Source organism: Vreelandella neptunia (assembly GCF_022489065.1).
In the GTDB taxonomy this organism is placed as follows: domain Bacteria; phylum Pseudomonadota; class Gammaproteobacteria; order Pseudomonadales; family Halomonadaceae; genus Vreelandella; species Vreelandella neptunia_A.
Map to the genome: position 1 here is coordinate 41,761 of NZ_JAKVTW010000006.1, position 20,938 is coordinate 62,698.

Here is a 20,938-nt window from a genome sequence, read left to right on the forward strand (position 1 = left end):
ATCATTGGTGATGACGCTAAGTTAACCAATTACTCCGGTAGTGCGTAGCCAATCACGTAATCGCCCATCTTGGTACCAAAGGTGCCGTGACCACCCGCCGTGACGACCACATACTGTCGGCCATCCTGGCCGGTGTAGGTCATCGGCGTGGCCTGGCCACCTGCTGGCAGGCGCGCTTTATAAAGCTCCTCGCCAGTGGTGATGTCGTAACCGCGCAGGTACTGATCCAAGGTGCCGCTCAAGAACGACACCCCGCCTGCGGTCGTCAACGGGCCGCCCAGGGCTGGAACGCCAACGTTCAACCCAATGGGTAGGCCAAACGGCATGCTGTCCCGTGTCGTGCCATTGCGGTGTTTCCACACTACTTCGGCGGTTTGCAAATCGATACCTGCCACATCGCCCCAAGAGGGCGCTTGGCAGGGCAGGCCCAGTACCGAAAGCAGTGGGCCGAGTTCAACGGCATAGGGCGCGCCTTCATTAACTTGTAACCCTTGCTCACTGGCAGAGCCTTGGCCCTCTTCAACCTCTTCGCGGGGCACGAGCGTGGATACGAACGCCAAGTATTTAGCACCGGTGAACAGCGCTTGGCGCTCAGAATCAACGGCCACTCCACCCCAGTTCATTACACCGACATTACCTGGATAAACAATACTGCCTTCCAGTGAAGGTGGCGTGTACTGGCCTTCGTAGCGCAAAGAGTTGAACTGAATGCGACACATCATCTGGTCAAACGGAGAGGCGCCCCACATGTCGCGCTCGGTGAGCGGCGGTGGCAGAAGGTTCAGTGCTGAACGCGGCTGAGTCTCGGCCGTCCAGTCACCGTCCACGGCGCCCTGAGGAACCGGCACCTCTTCGATGGGCACAATCGGCTCGCCGGTTTCACGGTTCAATACATACAGGCTACCCTGCTTTGTTGGCTGAATAACCGCAGGCTGGGTGCCTTCATCAGTGGCTAAATCAATCAGTACCGGCTGCGCGGGGGTGTCCATATCCCACAGGTCGTGATGAACGAACTGGTAAACCCACTCCACTTGGCCATCTTCCAGGTTGAGTGCTACCAGGCCCGCACTGTAGGTTTCATCGTTCTCCGTGCGGTCGGCGCCATACTGATCCGGTGTGGCGTTACCCATGGGCAGGTAAACCATGCCGAGTTCTTCATCGACGCTGATGGGTGCCCACACGTTAGGCGAGTTACGCGTGTAAGTTTCGCCCTCTGCTAGCGGTTCGGTGTCATCCGGGTTACCACTGTCCCAGTTCCAAACCAGCTCGCCGGTATGCACATCAAAGGCACGAATAACGCCGGAAGGCTCGTCGGTGGAGCTGTTGTCGGTAACGTGACCGCCTAAAATGATCAGGTTCTCAGTCACGGTAGCTGGCGAGGTTGAGTAGTAGCCGCCTGGGGAGAAGTCGCCGATATTGTTGGTGAGATCGATTTCACCGTTCTCGCCAAAATTGGTACACCGCTCGCCGGTGTCAGCATTCAGCGCGATTAGGCGCGCATCCGCCGTGGGCAGGTAGAGCCTGCGGGGGCACATGACGTCAGTTTCGCTGAGCATAGGTGGTGAATTGCTATCTTCTTCAACACCAAACAGCAGCGACAAGAAGGAGAGGTCCAGGGTGAAAATGTCGCTGTCATCAAAGATATCAAATGAGAGCGCTGTCGCACTACGTGGGGCAGCGTCGCTGGCCGCTGCATCGTTAGGTTCGCTCTCAGTAGCTGAGTAGCTGGCCGCATCGTAGTAAGCCAGACCACGGCAAGTCATATGCGCCCAGCCTGAGAAATCATCTGCGCCCATGGTGCTGATCTCAGGGTCGAACGCCCAAAGCGTTTCTCCCGTTTCCGGGGAGAGCGCCATCGCCCGGCTGTGAGAGGTACAAATATACAGACTGTCGTTCACTTTCAGTGGTGTATTCTGATTGGTGATCTCAGGGGGAGCATTAGGGCCTGCCTCGTCACCGGTTTGGATGCGCCATACCTCTTCAAGCTCGCCGATGTTGTCCGGGGTAATTTGATCCAGTGAAGAGTAGTGGGTGCCCGCGTTGGTGCCGCCATAAGCAGGCCAGTCATCGCCAGCCACTTGAGCAGGGTTGACGCTATCGGAAGTGGTTTGGCTATTACTGGCCAGCGCCCCCTCGATAGTGCCGGGGTCACTAAACTGGCTGGCAATAGCGATAATGATCGCAGCGGCAATGCTCCCGATAACGGCCAAACTACCACCGCGCGAATGCAGCGGCTTTCGCCACCAGGGCAGTAGCAGCAGAATGCCGATCAAGCAGAGGATGGCGACCCGGGGCACCAGTTGCCACCAGTCGAGTCCAACTTCCCAGAGTGCCCATACAAGCGTAGCAAAAAGAATAAGTGCGTAGAGCCACAGAGCGGCGCCTCGGCGCATGGCGAATAAAATGCCGCAGGCAATGATACCGACCCCGGCAATTAAGTAGTAAGCACTGCCACCCACGCTAAGCAGTTTGCCGCCGCCTATGGCGAGCACCAAGCCAACGATGAGTAGCAGCAAGCCAACGATAACCGCTGGCCATTTGCTGTGATCGCGCGTGTTTTCTTCCATGAGACATCCCCTTATAACAGCGTACCCACAACGCGCTTTAACCCATCGACAGCGCCGATGGGTTAAAACACACATTTCTAGAAAATGATTTTAATTATCAATTCGCCATTGGTCTAACGTTTTGACAATTTTTTCTTAGATGGAGGCCCGCCCTTAGCGAAAACGTGCTGCGGGCGGGGAGGCAAGATGGAATGGGAGTAGAGAGAAGGCCGGAGCGTTACAGCTTAATCAGCATCTTGCCGGTATTACCGCCCTCAAACAGGGCTAAGAAAGCCTCTGGAGTGCTCTCTAAGCCCTCTTTCACGGTTTCTTTATAAACCAGCTTGCCAGCGGCGACTTGGGGCGCCACTTCGTTCAGGAAATAGGGGTAGCTCGACCAGTGATCTGCCACGATAAAGCCCTGCATTTTGGCTTTACGTATGACCAGTTGCGAAAGGTTACTAGGGCCTGGCGTGGGCTCTGCAGCGTTGTAACTATCGATCATGCCGCACACGGCGATGCGAGCCCCTTCATTTAGCTGGCTAAGTGCGGCCTCAAGGCAAATGCCGCCGACATTTTCGTAATACACATCAATGCCATTGGGGCTTGCAAGCTTAATGGCATCGCTTAGCTCCTGAGCAGTACGGTCACGATAGCTAACCGGTTCAACCCCTAGCGACTCAAGCCAAGCAAGCTTATGGGCAGCGCCAGCGATACCCATCACATGGCAGCCTTTCGCTTTGGCCAGTTGAACGGCGAGTGAGCCAACGGCGCCACTGGCCGCACTGACCAAAACGTTATCGCCCGGCTTACATTCAGCGATGATGTTTAGGCCCGTCCAGGCAGTCATGCCGGGCATGCCTAAAACGCCCAGATAGGCCTGCTCTGGTACATCGTGATCCGGTAGGGGCGTGACGCCCTGGGCAGGCAGCTGGGCAATGTCTCGCCAACCGCCCATATGGCTTACCTTGTCGCCCACTTTAAAGCGTGCGTCGTTGGTCTCAATAATCTCGCCAATGGCGCCGCCTTCCATGGGTTTGCCGATTTCAAAGGGTTCGACATACGTGCGAACACCACTCATGCGGCCGCGCATATAAGGATCCACGGAGAGCCAGCGGTTACGAATACGCACTTCGCCTTCGGCTAGATCAGGAAGTGTCTGCGCCTCCAGTTTGAACAGAGCGCTATCGGGTAGGCCGTTGGGGTAATCGGTCAGCGTATAAAATTGTGACTGCATAAGTGCCTCCTGCGAATACTTGGCGTTCTGAGCTATCTGTGTCAGCTACGCGCGTTGAACTCCTTGCAGCATAGAGACCATTAGCCTGCTTGCAAGTTCGTCCCGACAAAGAAATGAGCCCATAAAGAAACAGGGCGAACCATTGCTGGTCGCCCTGTATTTACGTGCTGGCACTATTTTGACTGGTTTACTGTCGCATTAATTAGGCTAAGGGGTATCACACACCAACCAAGAATGTGTTATCCGTTAATCCAACAGCGTTACCATAACCGGTGCTGTACCGCGGCGGAGCATGCCAAGCTTCACAGCCGCGCGTTTGGATAAATCAATAATGCGCCCTTGAACGAAAGGGCCGCGGTCATTGATCAATACTTCTACTTCTTGCCCCGTGTCCGGGCGCGTCACCAACACCTTGGTGCCAAATGGCAGACTTGGGTGGGCGGCTGTCAGCGCCTGCTGGTCAAAGGGTTCGCCACTGGCAGTGGTCGCTCCTTGAAAGCGGTCACTGTAAAAGGAGGCGACGCCTTCCTGTGTTTCTGTTTCGTGTGCGAAGGCACTGTTGGCAGCACTACAAACTACAACGGCTGCCAAGCAAATCGTTCGGATTAGTCGTTTTTGGGCTCCCATGGGAGTACCTCAGTTTTGCGTATTACGGATCCCGCATTCTTTGATGAGGTGCCGATTAGGCCCTGCGATACTACCTTGGACGTTGCGAGTCAGCAAGCTTTGAGAAGATCGACGCAATTAGGTTCAGTTTCAAGATTTTTATAAACGCAATGCTTGGAGCCTTGAGTTTCAGTTACTTATTGGTTTAGGCATGACGTTCGTAAAGAATGAAATTTGTGCAATGCAGTATTTTTTATGAAACGCTCACTTGAATTCGTTAAGCATCTTATAATCATGTTTGCTTAACTAATTAATGATTGTCATTGCGACTGAACAAGGAACCGCTCATGGCTAAATCTTCTTCTCTAGCGTTCGTATTGGTGGCTGTTGGCGGCGCTGCTGTAGGCTTTATCGTCGCTCAGGCACTTCCATTGCCGGGCCAAACCGCCGAAGAGGCATCTGTCGAAAACGCTGAAGCTACAGATCAGCCAGCAGTTGCTGAAGCGGTGGAAGGTTTGCAAAGAATCACCCTTGCGGAGCGCTTGCGAGGAGAAATAACGTCAGCGAGCGAACTTAACGGCAATGATGGCAGCCGCTTTATGCGCTATGCGATCTCCCTGGATGAAGATGAGATCGTTGAGATTTCGCTGAGTGGGGCGCTGCAAGGCGTCGTGGCTCTCTATGATGATCAGTTACAGTTACTTGATAATGCGCCTGTTGTGCGGCACCGCGTTGAAGAGAGCGGAGACTATGTGGTGGTGGTCAGTGGTGCCGATGCCCACAGCTACGGCCCATTTGCCGTCGATAGCCGTAGCGTTGAGCTAACGGATGCCGACACTGTGTCGGTGGGCGAGCCGATCGATAGTTGGCTACAAGGTGAGTCCCGCGAAATTACCCTGACCATAGAGGAGGCAGGGCTTTATCAACTGGAGATGCGCTCTGACGATTTCGACCCTTACTTGGAGGTAGCAGGGCCGAATGGCTATGTCCGTGAAGATGATGACAGTGCAGGCGATTTAGACGCACGGATTGCCGACTTTTTGGAGCCCGGTGAATATACCTTGACCGCACGCAGTGCCTACGGCGATGGCAACGGTGTGTATACGCTTTCAGTCGCGCCCCACGAGCTTCCCGGTGATGGCGAGCTACGTAATGATGGAGCGCTCACTCCCGATGACACCCTAAACGGTTGGTACAGTGGTCAAGAGCTTAGCTACCAGGTTGAAGTAGAAGAAGCGGGTATGTACCACATCGAAATGCGCGGCAACGATATCGACGCTTATCTGGTGCTTCAGGGGCCGAACGGTTACTACCGCGAAGATGATGACAGTGCCGGTAATCTGGATGCGCGTATTGCTGATTTCCTTGCCCCAGGTGTCTATGAGCTAACGGCCCGCACCGCTTACGGCGATAGCAGCGGGATGTTCTCTCTCTCTATGGAGGCGCGGGATATGCCCGATGTGGAGCTGCGCAATGAAGGCACGCTCACACCTGGGGAGTCGCTTAACGGTTGGTATAGCAGCGAACCGCTGACCTATCAGTTAGAAGTAGAAGAGAGCTCGTTAGTCACGCTGGAAATGCGCTCTGCAGACTTCGATACTTTTATCGAAATTAGCGGTCAAGGCGTTGCCGTCAGTGATGATGATAGCGCGGGCGGAACCGACTCACGTCTACAAGAGCAGCTGCTGCCCGGTACCTATACCGTCAGTGCGAGCGGTTTTAGCACGACCGCTAGCGGTATGTTTGAACTAAGCCTTGAAATGGAGCCGACGAATATTCCCCCAGAGCTATAATTATTAGCGTGAATCGATGATGCCCAACGCCCCGGTCGCTTATCGTGATAGGGCGTTGGTCTACTGGCCGGGAGTGAGGAGTAAATGGTGAGGCGTGAGGGGATGGAGTGTGGAGTGGCCCTGAAAAAGTAGACACCTTTATAGAGAGAAGTTAACGGCCGGCTTTGAGGCATCCCACCACTACCAGCACTGCGGCGGCGGGCAAGCGCCAGTCAAGTACGCTCATTCCGGCGAGTACCAGTAGCAGGGCGGCCAGAATCGGTACGCCATACGCTAAGCTGCCGACAAGGCTTGCATGCCCCCAGCGCAGTGCTTTATCCCATGCCACCATGGCAACGCCATAAGGGCCGAGTCCCAACGCAATGCCCGCGAATAAGGCGTCACCACTAGGTAACGGGAGCTGTCCTTCAAGCAGCAGGCTGGCTACCACAGCGATGGCGCAGGCGACCAGCAGCAGCCTGGGCAGCAGAGGGGTCAATGCCACCGGTGCCGTCTGACTCAGCCATGAATAGAGTGCCCAGCAACAGGCGGCTAACAGCGCTAATGCGTAACCTGTCGTGGCGCCGCCTAAGCCGCCGCTGATCGCTTGGGGAACGAGCAGTAGCGCTGCACCTGAAAACGCAATCAGCGCACCGATAACGCCTGCAATGCGCAGCCGACCAAAGCGGCTCCACTGGCTAAGCAGCACAAACAGCACTGGCCAGGTGTAAGTGATCAACGCCGCCTCAGCGGCGGGCGCAAGCCGCATACCAATAAAGTAAGTGCTCACAGCTCCGAAGATGAGCAGTGGAATGCCCACCCAGATACTTAACCGCCAGCCCGCGCCGCAGGCAGCGACGTGAACGCGTCGGCTCAACGGGAGCGTCGCTAACGCTCCCGCTAGCAGTGTTACTGCGGTTAGCTGCAAGGGCGGTGTCGCTTTGGCAAATTCAGCCAGCAGCGGCGCCGAGCTCCACAGCATCACGGCCACGAGTGCCGCCCCAACACTGTACCAACGCGGAATAAGAGCGGGGGAGTGAGCGCGATGCATGGGAGATCTCCTTGATTAAAGCATGTGCCGAGCAGCATACTCATCATCAAAGCATCACAATATCGATCTTTTATGATCAATTTCATCACGGTTGGTGATATATGCGAGCGCCTACCCTAGATCTAACCCTACTGCGTACGCTGGTGGCTATTTCAGATACCGGTAGTGTGACGGCGGCCGCAAAACGGCTGGCTTACACTCAGTCGACGGTGAGCATGCAGCTACAGCGGCTTGAGGCGCAGTTATCGTTGACGCTGCACGAGCGTGAGGGGCGTCGAATACGCTTTACCTCTGAAGGTGAGCGGTTACTCAGCCATGCACGACGGCTCTTAGCCCTCAACGACGAAGCGTGGAGCGATATGCAGGCACGCCAAATCACCGGTGACCTCACGCTAGGCATCCCAGAAGATTACGCCTCGCTGCTGCCCTCGGTATTTGCCTACTTTCATCAGCTGTACCCTGCGGTAGGGCTCAAGGTGATCTGTGGTACCAGCTCGCATCTCGTTGAACAAGTGAAAGCCAAAGAGCTGGATCTTGCTCTGGTCACCCGGCAGCGTAACTCGCCGGGGGGGGATGTGATCCGCCGTGAGCCTTTGCTATGGGCCGTGGGCATGCATCAGCAGCCACTGCTTAGCGACCCGCTGCCACTGGCGCTCTACTCACCGGGGGCAGATGTATTCCGTGAAGTGGCCGAGCAGGCGCTGCAAGCCGCCGGACGCAGTTGGCGTGTTGCCTACACCAGCCAATCCATGGCAGGGCTGGCGCCGATTGTCACCGCCGGGCTCGCCATTGTGGTAGTGACCCGCAGCATGCTTACACCGGCGCTGAGGCCGCTGGATGAGAGTAGCGGCCTACCTGCACTGCCGATGATTGAGCTGGCGCTGCACCGGGCACCACATCGCCCTTCTGAGCCAGCGCGTCGATTGGGAGAGTTGATACGTGAGCAGCTAGCAGCACCTGAACAAGCGCTATAAAGTGACGCATCGCGGTCTTCTGCTCAAGCTACCACCGGCGGTGTTGCACAACTAATGCTTAACGTTGATGGCAGCGGAGTGCTTTAATCAGCGAAGAGAAGCGTTACTGACTAGAATGAAAAGCAAATGAATTTGCTGTTAGGAGTACTGCATGCACGAATTGGATCATTATATCTACCCGCACCGGGTGCTGCATTGGCTGGTGGCGGGCGCGGTGTTGCTCTCCTTGGCCAGCGGTTTAACGTTAGGCTTTTTGGGATATGAACGCACCGTTGCTCTCGTCGGTAATATGCTCACGAACCTGCTGTATACCAGCCATAAGACGCTGGGAGTGTTGATACTGTTGCTAATGACGATACGTATTATTACCCGTTTGGCCTTTGTGGTACCCGATCACGAGCCGCCCCTCAATGCCTTTGAACGGATTGTCAGCACCAGCGTCCATCATTTGCTCTATTTAGCGCTGATCGTCATGCCGTTACTGGGCTGGGCAGCCACAGCCAGCGGCGGCTTTCCGGTGGAGTTTTTCCATTGGCATTTGCCAAGCTTGATTGGCGAGCGGGAGCAACTCTCAGAACAGCTCTTTATGTGGCATGAACGATTGGGGTGGGCCATTTTGGGCTTGGTGGTACTGCACGTGGCGGGGGCTATGTTCCATTGGAAAATCAAGCGCGACAACGTTATGAAGCGTATGAGTCTGTTTGATTAACGCGACAGACTATGCCGAACCATAGCGATAGCATGTTTCTGCCTGGCGTGTTTTAACCGCGTACATATTGTTATCGGCCTCACGCAATAAGCTTTCCAGGGTGGCATTATCGGCCCCCTGGCAAGTACTAATGCCAACACTGACGCTAACGCTGACACGCTCGCCACAGGGTAGAATAATCGGTGATTGGATGGCTTGTTCGATTCGTGCCTGAATCGTCGCTAGCGTATCAGCTGATTCAATACTCTCCATAATGATAATGAACTCATCGCCCCCAAAGCGGGCGCAATGGTCGCCTGTACGGGCTAAGTGGGCGATGCGTTTGGCGATTTTTTGTAATACAAAGTCGCCAGCTTCATGACCGTAGTGATCGTTAATGGGTTTGAAGCGATCCAGGTCGAGCATCAACAGCGCTAACTGATCGCCTTGCTGTTGGTTGCGCAGTAGGGCGTTTTCAGCGCAGCGCATTAAACCGTGGCGATTTAATAATCCAGTGAGGACATCACAGTTGGCTAAATGCTCCAGTGCACGGGTGCGGGCGGCCACTTTTTGCTCTAACACCGCTTCCTGTTTTCTAAGCGTTGCCAACATAACAGATTGAGCCCGCTCTTTTTGCCGTTTAAGTTTATTAAAGCGCGCTGCTAGGGCAAACGAGAGCAGTAACATTTGCAGCGCTGAGCCAATTTGAATGCCGTGAAGAGTAATAAAGTTGGCTGGCAGAATGCCCAGATTACGTAGGGCAAACACGCCAGCACCTAGTAAAAATAACGACCATGCAAACACAAACAGTCGAGCACTTGGTACCCGTCGTAAGCAGCAGTAGCTACCACATACCAACAGCAGTAGCGCTGCTATAAACACCGTCACGTCCATTAATTGAAGCGCTGAAGAAATGGGCAGAAGCAGCGTGGCCAACACGGCCAGCCAGCAGTAGCTTCGAAAGGTAGATAATACTTGATGCCAGCGTGGGCAGTACGTTTCTGTATTAAGGAAACTCTGGGCAAACAGCGTCGCCATGGTCGAGGCAAAGGTGAAACCTAGTGCCACTAGGCGGGCAGTGTTGTCACCTAAAAAACTCCAAAACATCAGCGTTCCAATACCGTTAAACGCCAGTATGGCCAGCCCGAAGCCACCGACAAAGAGCGAGTAGTGTAGAAATACGCGTTCTTTTAAACCAAAAAATAGCAGTAAGTTATATAAGCCCAATGCCAGTATCATGCCGAAGTAAGTGGCAAGCCAAAAATTGTAGCGATCATCCTGAGCATTAAATGCTTCTGGCGTCATCAGGTTATAGCTAAGCATCTTGCTGCCTGAAGCCGCCACATGGGTATACAGTGTGACGGTCTCAAAAGCGGCCAACTCCAGTGGAAACACCGCTTGGCGGTTAGCCAGCGCGCGCTGCTCAACGGGGACTGCGCTGCCGCTGCGTTGCACACCGCTGAAATGCTGCCGTAGCGTGTAAAGCGTCACGTGATCTAAAAAGGGAAATTCAAACTGCACTATCCAGCGCTGGGCATCGGGGGATTCATTTCGCACCTGGGTTCTCAGCCAGACATCACGCCGGGTATAACCGAAGTTTAAATCCTGAACGTTATGCGACCGCTCGAAAGCAGGTGAGAGGGCCAGTAACTCATCGAGCGATGCTGGGCTGTCGGCTGCATGCCAAAATTCACTATAAGGAGCAAGCGAATAACTCGCCTGATTGGGCGATACGGAAAGGAGAGTATTTGCATATGCCCCTGGTATCCAACTCACCGCTAACAGCAGCAGACAGGTGTAAACACCCGCCGTTAAACGTCGAGCATGCATAGCACATCGCTTTTTTTAGTTTTTTTAACCCCGCACTATTTCCCCTAGGTTCCCTTGCCCGTGCAGGGGGCCGCCAATCTTAAAGCGTCTGGGCGGGTTGATCACCAACTAGCCGCCTGGGCGCTAACGCGGTAAAGGCAATGCCTTAAACAAACGATCCTGTGCCGCGCGATAAGCTCTTTTAGTGTAGACGGCTTTTAAAATCGTAATGTTTAAAACCCTCATACTTAACAAATGATACGGCTTAAATCGTTCGTAAGCCGTTGTATTAAATCGCCGCTATGTCGCCAAAAATGCCAGTAAAGAGGCACCGATAAATAGTTGCCTGGGGCAACGCTGGCCAGTTGACCACTTTTCATCAATTCACCTGCCTGCAACTGCGGCATCATGCCGTAACCAATCCCTGCGGCGGCTAAGCGTACAAAGCCCTCTGATGATGGGCAGAGGTGATACGGGAAGTGGCCATGGAAATCAAATAGCGCCAGGAAGCGGTGCTGCAGTTGGTCGTGAGGGCCGAAAACGATGGCCGGTGCGCGTTGAAAGCTTTCTGCCGTGGGACCTTCAGGAAAGTAGCGTTTGATATAAGCGGGGGTTGCCAGAGGGTGATAGCGCATTTCTCCCAGCGCTACGCAGCGCGCCCCTGCGATAGGCTGAGGTGTGGCGCATAGGCAAGCCGCTACATCACCGTCACGCATGCGCTTGAGCCCGACATCCTGGTCTTCAATCACAAGGTCCAGCAGTACACCCTCCGCCTGGCAGATACTGGCGACGGCTTCGGCCCACCAGGTGACTAGGCTATCCGCGTTGATGGCGATGCGCAGTCGCGGTGACTGATCATCCAGCGTGGGCAGGGAGCCCCGCAGGTCACGCTCTAAAAGCTGTACCTGCTGATAATGCGTTAACAGCCGTTGGCCGGCGGGGGTAGGTGCTAAATGGGGATGACGCACCAGCACCGGCTGGCCGAGGCGAATCTCCAGTGCTTTTATGCGTTGTGATACTGCTGATTGCGAAAGCCCCAATTCATCGCCCGCACGCTCGAAACCACCGCACTCTACAACGGTCGCCAAGGCATGAAGCAGTTTGTAATCAAGCATGGCGGTGTTCCCAGTACAGAAGAGTAGTGACGTTAATCAAAAAGGGATGATTAAACAAATATGTATTAAGGCAAATGAAAATCACTTCTTTATTGACTTAGTGCATCAGTGCGGCACAATTCGCGGCTTATATAGCAATGGTGGAAGGCAATAATGGAACTGCTGCGCTTAGTATTTCATCACTATCGCTGGCCTTTTTTGGGTGCAATTGGTCTCAGCCTAGTGAGCGCTGGCCTGGGGGTGGGCGTTATTGCGTTCATCAACCAACGGTTAATCGAGGTAGGTAGCCTGGCTGCTCTGCCGCAATTTCTCGGCCTTTTGGCGGTACTTCTCGCGGTGACGTTAGCCACCCAGCTGGCGCTGACCTTGCTGGGGCATCACTTTGTGTTTGACCTACGTTCGCGGTTGGTAAAGCGGATTCTGGATACCGATATCGAGCGCTTGGAGCAGTTGGGCAACGCCACCTTGCTTGCTAGCCTGTCCAGCGATGTGCGCAACATCACCATTGGCTTTGTGCGCCTGCCGGAGCTGATTCAGGGCGTGGTGCTAACGCTCGCGTCGGTGGCCTATCTGGCATGGCTTTCGCCGCAAATGGTGGTGATCACCGTGGTGTGGATTGCGTTCACTATGGGCGTGGGCTGGTGGTTGGTCTCTAAGGTATATCGCCATTTTCACCTCGTACGTGAAAGCGAAGACCACTTATACAAAGATTTCCAGGCAGCCATTGAAGGGCGCAAAGAACTGGCGCTGAACCGCGACCGTGCCCGGCGCTTTTATGATGAGCGTTATACCGCCAATGCCCGTGACTACCGTCACCACATTATCCGCGCCGATACCTACCATTTAAGCGCTAACAACTGGTCCAACATTATGATGTTGGGCGCCATCGGGGTGGTGTTTTTCCTCTCCAATGGTTTGGGCTGGGCCAATACCACTGTGGCGTCCACCTTTGCGCTGACGCTGCTATTCCTTCGCACACCGCTGATACAGGCGGTGGGCGCCTGGCCAACGCTGATTAGCGCTCAAGTTGCTTTTGATAAATTGAGCAGCCTGAAATTAGCCGAGTATCAGCCCAGCTTCGAGGTCGACGATACGCTGGCGGATTGGCAGCGCCTGGAGCTTGAGGAGGTCACCTATCACTACCCTGATACTGACCAAGCTGAAGGCTTTCAGGTAGGGCCGCTCAACATGACACTTGAGCGCGGTGAGCAGGTGTTTCTGATCGGCGGTAACGGCAGCGGTAAGTCGACCTTGGCTAGACTGCTTTCGGGATTATACCGCCCGCAAAGCGGCACTATTAAGATTGATGGTCAGGTGGTCACGGCCGCTCAATGGGAGTCGTTTCGCGCTCGCTTTGCCAGCGTGTTTACCGATTTCCATCAGTTTGATCAGACCATGGGGCCTGAAGGGCTGCCCGCTGACCCACAGGTCGTTGATACCTGGCTTGAGCGACTGCAGATGCAGCACAAGCTGCAGTGGGAAGGGGATCGCGTTATCAACACCCAGCTTTCACAAGGGCAGCGTAAGCGCCTTGCGCTGCTGCTGGCGATTGCCGAAAAGCGCGATATTCTACTGCTTGACGAGTGGGCCGCGGATCAAGACCCGCAGTTCCGGCGGCTGTTCTACCGCGAGCTGTTACCGCACTTAAAAGCGATGGGTAAAACCGTGTTTGCCATCAGCCATGACGACAGCTACTTCGTCCACGCTGATCGGTTGCTGGAGATGTCGAAGGGGCAATTAAGCGAGCTTAAAGGCGAGCAGCGTGCGCTGGCGAGTGAAGATGCTGTTGCTCAAATTAATAACTAGAAAGCGTTATCGGTTGGCTTGTTTGGCGCGCTTGCGCGCCTCCAGGTCGCAACCCTCTAACGGGCAAGTGCCACAGGTATCAAACTCTTCCAGTAAATAGCGCAGGCAGCAGAGCTTGCGCACCCGCTTAACTTCCTCACTGCCCTTGGGCGTAAAGTAACGCATCGGCTGAAATAGCGGGTTGCGCTTGCCGTTAGGTAGCGTACGCGTTTCTAACAGCGCTTTAGCAGCTGCAAGCGCCGCTTCATTGATAAGCGGATGCTCTGCCAGCGCATGCACGTAGTAATCCACGTAACCACCCGCATTGCTCCAGAATACCCGCTGTGCAGCACCTGATATGGCCGCAAGCTGCTCAATGAGCGGCGCCCAATGCTGATCAATTAGGGTCGTAAAGCGCTCAAACGGATCCTGAGTGGTTATCGGTGTGCCTTCATGGGGCAGCCATAGCCGTGACGTAGCGCCTTTTTCGTTGAAGATAACCTGCATGTCGTCCAGGCCTACCGGCAGGTTGCGATTAAGCAGCAGGTTAGCGGTCAGCGTAGGGACGGTCAGGGCGCTGAAGTGCCACTTCGACCAAATCGATACCACTGCACGCTGGTCGCCATCCGGATACTGGCCTGCGAAACGCGTGAGATCCTCTTTAAGCCAATGGGCATTCCGCCAGCGGGCTGTTTTGAACGCTTCCAGTGGCGGCGTTTCGCCAATCAAGGGCGGCGTAAAGTTCGCCAACGGCCCTGTGTAGCAGGCGGCCAACGAGGGCTCGAACAGTTGTGGCTGACGCAGGGCAGAAGGCATTTCAGGGCTCCATCGCAGGGCTTTAATGCAGGCGCTGGGAAATAAGGTGGTCAGCTTAATTGATAATGAGTATCAGTTGAAGTATTTAGTTGCGAATGAGACCTTTTAAAAGCGTTCGACGACGTTGAGGAATGTCATTGTGCAACGGCGATATTGTGCTCTCCGTTGGGGTGCTTCATGACTTGCATCGGCAGGCCATAAATCGCCTCTAAGGTACTGCAGCACATCAAATCACCCGGGCTGCCATGGGCCAGTAAGCGACCGCTGTGCAGTGCCATCAACTCGTCGCAGTAACGCGACGCCATATTGATATCGTGCAGCACAATAATAACCCCGAGGTTGAGCTCGTCGCACAGTTTGCGGATGAGTGCCAACACTTCCATCTGGTGGGCGATATCCAGCGCGGCTAGTGGCTCATCGAGCAGCAAAAAACGGCTGCCTTGGGCCAGCAGCATGGCGAGCCACACCCGCTGGCGCTCACCACCGGAGAGCGTATCGACCAAACGGTCGGCAAATTCCTCGGTATGGGTAAGGGCAATGGCGCGATCAATGGCGTCTTTATCTTTCTGGTTATGGCGACCCAGCAGACCGTGCCAAGGGTAGCGCCCAAAAGCCACCAGCTCGCGCCCGGTCAGGCTTTCAGCGCTTGGCAAATGCTGGGGTAGGTAAGCTACCTGGCGGGCAAATTCGCGGTTGCCCCAATCACTTAGCGGGCGCTGGTCAAAGTGGATTTCACCCTGGCTAGTGGGCTGCTGCTGGGCCATGAGTTTTATCAAGGTCGACTTGCCCGACCCATTGTGGCCAATCAGGCCGTAAACCTTGCCTTCATGAAAGCTGTGGTCAATGGGATTTAGAATCGGCTTACCATTGATTGCAAAGGTGGCGCCTTTGACCTCGAACATGAATGACTCCTGGCGAAGGGATAGAAGTAATGGCTCTATTCTAGTGCTAATGGTTCTCATTTTTAACCTAGTAGCAACAATAAAAAAATGTCACTACCTCCGCGCTATCAACCCACCATGCGCGCCAGTATTGGGTTCTTGAACCAAAAGCGGTGAGCCAGTGCCATCGCTACATGGCCGAGAATTAGTCCCAAAAGAAGCCAGGAAAGAGGGCTGTGTAGCACACCTGCGGGGGCCATCATCCAGGCGATTTCGCGCTCTGCTTCGGGCAGTAGCTCAATGCTATAGAGCTGTATGGCTCCGCCGCGACCATATTGGCGCAGTAGGGCAAAGGCGGGTAGCCAGAGGAGCAGTACATAGAAGGAGACATGTACGACGCTAGCAAGTCGCCCACCCAGCCCTGGCGAGCTCGGCGGGCGCTGTTTTCGGTTGACCCAAGCCCAACTGATGCGTGCCAAGGTGACTATCAATATCAGAATGCCTAACGAGCCGTGGGGGCCTACTTTGGCTAAGAGCAGCGTCATGGTATTTTCGCCCATGACTCGCCAAGCCAACACGACGAGAAATTGAAACGTGACCAGGGCGGCCGTTAGCCAGTGCAGAGCCCGGCTGATACGCCCATAGCGAATGGGGCTATCTTGCCATTTAGGTGGGGTATAGCTCCTTGAAGGGGAGTTTTCGATACTCAACGTCATTATGCTTGGTGTTCCTTTAACCGTTGGCTTTGCCCTGGCGCCAGTAGCCCATGCTGGTGACGTACTGTTTGGGTAGCCCGCACTCGTTGATTAAGTAGCGACGCAGTTGCATGGCGACCATGGTCTCAGCGGCAATCCAGGCATAGAAGGGAGCGCTATCATCTAGGGTGGCAGCTTCCCATAGCGGTGCATCAGTATCCTCGCTGTCATCGGTGATAGCCGTTGAAGGATTCCCCCCCAGCGCGTGAATCTCCTGTTGCAAATCGATATCGCGTAATGCTCTCAGGAGTAGATCACCGTGTTGGCAGTTGGGCTCAGCGTCGCGGGCCAGCCAGCGCAGTTTGGCGACCTGGGGAAGTGGTTGAACATCGTCGCTACGAGGTACTTCAAGTAGCGCTTCGACCTTGGGTTTGAGAGGCAAATCATCAAGGGTTTCCAGAATGCCTGCGGCAGCGGGGAGGGCAGTTTCATCGGCGATAATAAGAATGCGACGGACATCCTGGGGTGGCTTCCACTCGTAACCAAGCTTAGGGCCCTCTGCATTAGCGGCAGGAGCTGTCATGGCCAGCCGGTCACCTGGGCGGGCATGCATGGCCCAGCGCGATGCGGGGCCGTTATCACCATGAAGCACATACTCCACATCCACCTCGGCTAACTCAGGGCGTAGAGCGCGGATGGTATAAGTGCGCATTGGTGGCCGCTGAGCATCTGGAAGAGCGCGATAGGCTTCGTACCAGTCGTGCTCTTCAAGCTTGGCTATTTCAAGCAGCGAGTTAAGGCTGACATCTGCTTGCGGAAAGAATAGCTTGATGCGCTGATCGGGGGCGTGGGTCGCCATTTGGCCCACATCGGGGCCACTAAACGTGAACCTGACGAGTGACGCGCTAACTTGGGTACGCCGTGAAAGCGTGATATCAAAAATTCGATAGCTCTGCTGTGCGGCCATACAGTATAACTCCCGCGATATGGGTATCAATTGTAGTGCTAATCGTTATCATTTAGAATTATCTATTATTCAACAGCTAACGTACAGAAAATACTAAGGCGCAGATCATGCCGCTAATAAAAGCTTTGCAAAAAATGAAGGTGATTGAAGGACTTGTGACAGAGCTGCTTGCTGCTTGGGATCTGACGACGAAACGGAATCCTCCCCAATGCTAGGTTCAGTATCGTCGTCTCAACTAATGCGCCATATGACTGCCGCCAAAGCCTGTCTGCTGCTTAGCCTGCCGATGTTAGTGCTGTTTTGGATGGGGCTGCAGGAGCAGGGTGGTTTTGCTGTTGGGATGCGTGCTCTGGTGGCACCCACATTCGAAAATGTTAACGAACTGTTGCTCTATTATGCTTGGTGGCCACGGCTCTCGGTGGCGTTGCTGGCTGGCGGTGGGCTGGGTCTGGCGGGGGTGTTGATGCAACAAGTGTTGCGTAACCCCCTGGCGTCGCCCACTACGCTGGGCGTGGCATCAGGGGCCAATCTGGCACTGATGACCGCAACACTCCTTGCTCCTGGGTTGCTTATCGCAGGCCGGGAATGGGTTGCTTTGGTGGGGGGAGCGCTGGCGGTTGGCTTGGTGTTCTTGCTCTCTTGGCGACGTGGCCTGGCTCCCATGGTCGTTGTGTTGTCAGGGTTGGTAGTGAACCTGTATCTCGGTGCGCTGGCCACGGCATTATTGCTGTTTAACCACGAGGCGCTCTCAGGGCTACTGATTTGGGGAGCGGGTTCGCTGGCGCAAAACGGTTGGGACGGGGTGGCGGTACTCTGGCCACGGCTGGCGATTAGCTGCGTTGCTGCCTGGTTCTTGCTGCGCCCCTTAGCGGTGCTAGAGCTTGACGATGCCAGCGCCAAGAGCCTGGGGGTCTCGCTTGCCTATCTACGCTTTGCGGGCATGGGGCTGGCGGTGTTTATAACCGGTAGCATTGTTAGCGTGGTGGGTATCATTGGCTTTATCGGCCTGGCTGCGCCCAATATTGTGCGTATGGCTGGGGCGCGCCGGTTGGGCCCCCGGTTGTTATGGTCGACCCTGTTGGGGGCGGTGCTTCTGGCCACCACCGATCTGCTGCTACAGCAGTTCGGTGGCATGGTGGCGGCCTTTATCCCCACTGGGGCGATTACCGGTGCCCTGGGGGCGCCACTGTTAATGTGGCTAATTCCGCGCCTGAAACTGCAGGGCGACCAGCCGCCGAAAGGGGCGGGCGTTTTCGCCCATCGTCACCCTGCGCCTTCCCGCTTGGCTACTGGTTTAATCCTTGCGCTGCTGGGGGCTACGCTGCTTGGGCTGCTCGTTGGCCAGGGTGTTGATGGCTGGTACTTGCTGTCGCCGGATAACTGGAACGTGATGCAGTGGCGCCTGCCGCGAGTGATGGCGGCCGCAGCCAGTGGCTTAATGCTGGCGATTGCGGGCACTATTCTCCAGCGCCTTTCTGCCAACCCCATGGCCAGCCCTGAAGTACTGGGTATTAGCGGTGGTTGTGCCATCGCACTGATTCTGGGTATTTTCCTGCTGCCTGCACCCACCAATATGATGCTGATTGGTGTGGGCACCCTGGGCGCTTTTGCGACGCTGTTGGTGCTGGTGGGAATCAATCGTAAAAGCGGCTTTCTGCCCGAGCGTTTGCTGCTCACTGGGGTGGCGATCAGTGCGCTGTTTGATGCCGTGCGCAGCGTGATGCTGGCAGGCGGTGACCCGCGTGGGCAGCAGGTGATTGCCTGGCTGGCGGGCTCCACCTATTACGTGGATATCACCAATGCTGTGGTGGTCGGGGGGATTGCCGCCGTACTGGCACTTGTCACACTGCCCTTTACCCGTTGGCTGGATATCTTGCCCTTAGGCGCACCGACGGCCAAGGCGCTTGGGGTAACCCTCAACCGCGCCCGTTTGGCGCTGCTACTGCTCGTTGCACTGCTCACCGCCTGCGCCACCCTGGTGGTGGGGCCGTTATCGTTTATTGGTTTGTTAGCACCGCACATGGCGCGCTTGGTCGGCTTCTCCCGGGCGGGTCAGCATCTGCTGGGGGCGGCGTTGATCGGTATGCTGTTGATGGTGCTGGCAGATTGGGTCGGCCGCCAGATTATTTTCCCCTATGAGATACCGGCAGGCTTGGTCGCCTCGCTGATTGGCGGCGCTTATTTTATGTGGGGGCTGCGGCGGTTGTGAGGTTCTATAAGAAAAACTAATGCCTCATTAGCAAGATGATTTTTAGTTATTTAGGCTGTCCGTTAACTTAGCGTCATGTTTAAGGATGCAATGTGTCCTTAACGCGACAATTATTCTGACGCTGGGGATTGGGCAATGTGGGAAAGCTACTTTACCGGACTGCTGGTTTGCGGCGGTATTATTATGGCCATTGGTGCGCAAAATGCCTACATACTGGGGCTAGCCGTTCGCCGTGAGTACCATTGGTGGTCGGCGGGGCTGTGTATGAGCGCGGATATCATTCTGCTCACTGCAGGTATGTTTGGGGTGAGCGCTTTTCTGCTCACCATGCCCAGTGCCTTGGAACTCATGCGCTGGGTAGGCGTAGTGTTTTTGAGCTGGTTAGCGGCCCAGGCGCTATTCCGGGCGGCCAGTGGTCGGCAAGGATTGAGTGCCGAAGCTGGCAAAGCGCGCAGCTTAACGAAGGTGATTTTTGCAACGCTCGCCGTCACCGTGCTCAACCCCCAGGTTTACCTGGATACGCTACTGCTGATACCTGCCATTGGGGCACAGCAAGAGAGTGCGGGCGTGTTCGTTGCGGGAGCCTCAACGGCTTCAATCCTATGGTTTAGCCTACTGGCTTGGGGAGGCGCCGCGCTTTCCCCTTGGCTGTCAAAGCCTGTTGCGTGGCGCATCATTGATGGGTTGATTGGCATGATGATGGCAGGCATTGCAGTGCATTTGGCACTGGGTACCACATCACCCTCCTGAACCGACGAAGGACGAGTTGTGGCTAGGCGTCAATGACGGCTGAAGTAAGCCTCCATCACGGCAATGACCTTATCGATATCTGCATCGTCGATATCGCGATGGACAACAAAACGAGTGGCATAAAGTAGCTCAATCAAAATGCCGTGTTCTTTAAGCCAAGCGGAAAGTGATTGCACATGCGTGTCGGGAAAGCGTGCAAATACCATATTGGTTGCCTGCGAGGTGATTTCGACGCCAGGCAGTGTTGCCAAGCCCTCGGCCAGCCGTGTGGCGCGGCGGTGATCCTCGCTTAAATCGCTCACATGATGATCAAGGGCGTACTGACAGGCAGCCGCGATAATCCCCACTTGCCGCATTCCACCCCCCACCATTTTGCGTAGACGGCGAGCCTTATCGATCAGCGCTTGGGAGCCCACCAACGCCGACCCCATTGGAGTTCCTAACCCTTTTGAAAAGCATAATGAAACGCTATCGAAAGGCAGGCAGAGCTGCTTAAGCGACTTGTCGGTTGCGACGGCGGCGTTAAACAGGCGCGCTCCGTCTAAGTGCGTTGCTAAACCGCGTTCGCGAGCGAGTTCTGTCGCTTTTAGAACATACTCATCGGGCAGCACTTTACCGCCAATGGTGTTTTCCAGCGCCAGCAGCTTGCTGCGGGCAAAGTGAAAATCGTCAGCTTTGATGGCAGCACTTATTTTTTCCAGTGGCAGCGTGCCATCGGCCGCATTTTCAATTGGCTGGGGTTGGATACTACCTAAGACCGCTGCGCCACCGCCTTCATAACGGTAAGTGTGGGCCGACTGACCCACAATGTACTCATCGCCGCGTTCGCAGTGAGCCATTAGCGCTACCAGATTGCTTTGCGTGCCACTAGGAAACAGTAACGCTGCTTCTTTGCCTGCCAGTTCAGCCAAGTTGGCTTGAAAAGCATTTACCGTTGGATCATCGCCCCATACATCATCACCTACCGGCGCGGCCATCATGGCTTCAAGCATCGCGGGAGTGGGGCGCGTTACCGTGTCGCTGCGTAAATCAATCAT

General features: G+C 55.2%; 17 protein-coding genes. 6 read left to right on the forward strand and 11 right to left on the reverse strand.

From position 1 onward, the window contains the following. Positions 1 to 29: 29 nt before the first annotated feature. From MLE19_RS10300 to MLE19_RS10310, 3 genes are all read right to left on the reverse strand, one after another. Complete coding sequence (locus tag MLE19_RS10300; RefSeq protein ID WP_240718095.1) at positions 30 to 2,567, reverse strand: glucose/quinate/shikimate family membrane-bound PQQ-dependent dehydrogenase; 2,538 nt, start codon at positions 2,565 to 2,567, stop codon at positions 30 to 32. Positions 2,568 to 2,784: 217 nt separating this feature from the next. Then, positions 2,785 to 3,783, reverse strand: a complete 999-nt coding sequence (locus tag MLE19_RS10305) for an NADP-dependent oxidoreductase (RefSeq protein ID WP_240718096.1) — start codon at positions 3,781 to 3,783, stop codon at positions 2,785 to 2,787. 246 nt (positions 3,784 to 4,029) lie between these two features. Then, positions 4,030 to 4,410: a septal ring lytic transglycosylase RlpA family protein gene (locus tag MLE19_RS10310; protein WP_240718097.1), complete on the reverse strand. Its 381-nt coding sequence runs from the start codon at positions 4,408 to 4,410 to the stop codon at positions 4,030 to 4,032. Positions 4,411 to 4,736: 326 nt separating this feature from the next. Between MLE19_RS10310 and MLE19_RS10315 the strand changes: the two genes are divergently transcribed. Next, complete coding sequence (locus MLE19_RS10315; protein ID WP_240718098.1) at positions 4,737 to 6,182, forward strand: hypothetical protein; 1,446 nt, start codon at positions 4,737 to 4,739, stop codon at positions 6,180 to 6,182. A 151-nt stretch (positions 6,183 to 6,333) separates the two neighbouring features. Here the strand turns inward: MLE19_RS10315 and MLE19_RS10320 are convergent, their stop codons facing one another. Beyond that, positions 6,334 to 7,212 (reverse strand): DMT family transporter, encoded by an 879-nt coding sequence (locus MLE19_RS10320; protein WP_240718099.1) that lies wholly within the window; start codon positions 7,210 to 7,212, stop codon positions 6,334 to 6,336. 101 nt (positions 7,213 to 7,313) lie between these two features. Here MLE19_RS10320 and MLE19_RS10325 point away from each other — a divergent pair, with 101 nt between their 5' ends. Then, the gene (locus tag MLE19_RS10325; protein WP_240718100.1) at positions 7,314 to 8,186 is read left to right on the forward strand and encodes a LysR substrate-binding domain-containing protein; all 873 of its coding nucleotides are present in this window, start codon (positions 7,314 to 7,316) and stop codon (positions 8,184 to 8,186) included. 151 nt (positions 8,187 to 8,337) lie between these two features. Continuing rightward, positions 8,338 to 8,895 (forward strand): cytochrome b, encoded by a 558-nt coding sequence (locus MLE19_RS10330; RefSeq protein WP_240718101.1) that lies wholly within the window; start codon positions 8,338 to 8,340, stop codon positions 8,893 to 8,895. Positions 8,896 to 8,904: 9 nt separating this feature from the next. On the opposite strand, the gene MLE19_RS10335 is transcribed toward MLE19_RS10330, so the two are convergent. Continuing rightward, on the reverse strand, positions 8,905 to 10,704 hold the full coding sequence (locus tag MLE19_RS10335; protein WP_240718102.1) for a diguanylate cyclase: 1,800 nt from the start codon (positions 10,702 to 10,704) through the stop codon (positions 8,905 to 8,907). Between the two features lie 227 nt (positions 10,705 to 10,931). Beyond that, positions 10,932 to 11,798, reverse strand: coding sequence for a LysR family transcriptional regulator ArgP (locus MLE19_RS10340; protein ID WP_240718103.1), 867 nt, complete (start codon positions 11,796 to 11,798; stop codon positions 10,932 to 10,934). 153 nt (positions 11,799 to 11,951) lie between these two features. Here MLE19_RS10340 and MLE19_RS10345 point away from each other — a divergent pair, with 153 nt between their 5' ends. Beyond that, on the forward strand, positions 11,952 to 13,604 hold the full coding sequence (locus MLE19_RS10345) for a multidrug ABC transporter permease/ATP-binding protein (protein WP_240718104.1): 1,653 nt from the start codon (positions 11,952 to 11,954) through the stop codon (positions 13,602 to 13,604). A gap of 6 nt (positions 13,605 to 13,610) precedes the next feature. Here MLE19_RS10345 and fhuF read toward each other — a convergent pair whose 3' ends face one another. The 4 genes from fhuF to MLE19_RS10365 all read right to left on the reverse strand — a co-directional run bounded on the left by fhuF (position 13,611) and on the right by MLE19_RS10365 (position 16,942). Further along, entirely contained in the window at positions 13,611 to 14,399 is a 789-nt protein-coding gene (gene fhuF, locus MLE19_RS10350) for a siderophore-iron reductase FhuF (protein WP_240718105.1), read from the reverse strand. A gap of 134 nt (positions 14,400 to 14,533) precedes the next feature. Further along, a complete protein-coding gene (locus MLE19_RS10355) occupies positions 14,534 to 15,301 on the reverse strand; it encodes an ABC transporter ATP-binding protein (RefSeq protein ID WP_240718106.1) in 768 nt (255 codons plus the stop codon). 107 nt (positions 15,302 to 15,408) lie between these two features. After that, a complete protein-coding gene (locus tag MLE19_RS10360) occupies positions 15,409 to 15,996 on the reverse strand; it encodes a cytochrome b (protein ID WP_240718107.1) in 588 nt (195 codons plus the stop codon). 16 nt (positions 15,997 to 16,012) lie between these two features. Beyond that, entirely contained in the window at positions 16,013 to 16,942 is a 930-nt protein-coding gene (locus tag MLE19_RS10365; RefSeq protein WP_240718108.1) for a siderophore-interacting protein, read from the reverse strand. 208 nt (positions 16,943 to 17,150) lie between these two features. Between MLE19_RS10365 and fhuB the strand changes: the two genes are divergently transcribed. Both fhuB and MLE19_RS10375 read left to right on the forward strand, forming a co-directional pair. Beyond that, positions 17,151 to 19,151, forward strand: coding sequence for a Fe(3+)-hydroxamate ABC transporter permease FhuB (gene fhuB, locus MLE19_RS10370; protein WP_240718109.1), 2,001 nt, complete (start codon positions 17,151 to 17,153; stop codon positions 19,149 to 19,151). A gap of 135 nt (positions 19,152 to 19,286) precedes the next feature. After that, on the forward strand, positions 19,287 to 19,901 hold the full coding sequence (locus tag MLE19_RS10375) for a LysE/ArgO family amino acid transporter (protein ID WP_240718110.1): 615 nt from the start codon (positions 19,287 to 19,289) through the stop codon (positions 19,899 to 19,901). A 29-nt stretch (positions 19,902 to 19,930) separates the two neighbouring features. Here the strand turns inward: MLE19_RS10375 and ltaE are convergent, their stop codons facing one another. Further along, positions 19,931 to 20,938, reverse strand: coding sequence for a low-specificity L-threonine aldolase (ltaE, locus tag MLE19_RS10380; protein ID WP_240718111.1), 1,008 nt, complete (start codon positions 20,936 to 20,938; stop codon positions 19,931 to 19,933).

What these genes read in the sequence shown, in the direction of transcription:
- MLE19_RS10305 (WP_240718096.1), bottom strand. Translation starts at nt 3,783, where the DNA reads ATGCAGTCACAATTTTATACGCTGACCGATTACCCCAACGGCCTACCC.
- MLE19_RS10345 (WP_240718104.1), top strand. Translation starts at nt 11,952, where the DNA reads ATGGAACTGCTGCGCTTAGTATTTCATCACTATCGCTGGCCTTTTTTG.
- MLE19_RS10335 (WP_240718102.1), bottom strand. Translation starts at nt 10,704, where the DNA reads ATGCATGCTCGACGTTTAACGGCGGGTGTTTACACCTGTCTGCTGCTG.
- MLE19_RS10300 (WP_240718095.1), bottom strand. Translation starts at nt 2,567, where the DNA reads ATGGAAGAAAACACGCGCGATCACAGCAAATGGCCAGCGGTTATCGTT.
- MLE19_RS10325 (WP_240718100.1), top strand. Translation starts at nt 7,314, where the DNA reads ATGCGAGCGCCTACCCTAGATCTAACCCTACTGCGTACGCTGGTGGCT.
- fhuB (WP_240718109.1), top strand. Translation starts at nt 17,151, where the DNA reads ATGCTAGGTTCAGTATCGTCGTCTCAACTAATGCGCCATATGACTGCC.
- MLE19_RS10355 (WP_240718106.1), bottom strand. Translation starts at nt 15,301, where the DNA reads ATGTTCGAGGTCAAAGGCGCCACCTTTGCAATCAATGGTAAGCCGATT.
- MLE19_RS10360 (WP_240718107.1), bottom strand. Translation starts at nt 15,996, where the DNA reads ATGACGTTGAGTATCGAAAACTCCCCTTCAAGGAGCTATACCCCACCT.
- ltaE (WP_240718111.1), bottom strand. Translation starts at nt 20,938, where the DNA reads ATGATTGATTTACGCAGCGACACGGTAACGCGCCCCACTCCCGCGATG.
- MLE19_RS10310 (WP_240718097.1), bottom strand. Translation starts at nt 4,410, where the DNA reads ATGGGAGCCCAAAAACGACTAATCCGAACGATTTGCTTGGCAGCCGTT.
- MLE19_RS10315 (WP_240718098.1), top strand. Translation starts at nt 4,737, where the DNA reads ATGGCTAAATCTTCTTCTCTAGCGTTCGTATTGGTGGCTGTTGGCGGC.
- MLE19_RS10330 (WP_240718101.1), top strand. Translation starts at nt 8,338, where the DNA reads ATGCACGAATTGGATCATTATATCTACCCGCACCGGGTGCTGCATTGG.
- fhuF (WP_240718105.1), bottom strand. Translation starts at nt 14,399, where the DNA reads ATGCCTTCTGCCCTGCGTCAGCCACAACTGTTCGAGCCCTCGTTGGCC.
- MLE19_RS10365 (WP_240718108.1), bottom strand. Translation starts at nt 16,942, where the DNA reads ATGGCCGCACAGCAGAGCTATCGAATTTTTGATATCACGCTTTCACGG.
- MLE19_RS10320 (WP_240718099.1), bottom strand. Translation starts at nt 7,212, where the DNA reads ATGCATCGCGCTCACTCCCCCGCTCTTATTCCGCGTTGGTACAGTGTT.
- MLE19_RS10340 (WP_240718103.1), bottom strand. Translation starts at nt 11,798, where the DNA reads ATGCTTGATTACAAACTGCTTCATGCCTTGGCGACCGTTGTAGAGTGC.
- MLE19_RS10375 (WP_240718110.1), top strand. Translation starts at nt 19,287, where the DNA reads ATGTGGGAAAGCTACTTTACCGGACTGCTGGTTTGCGGCGGTATTATT.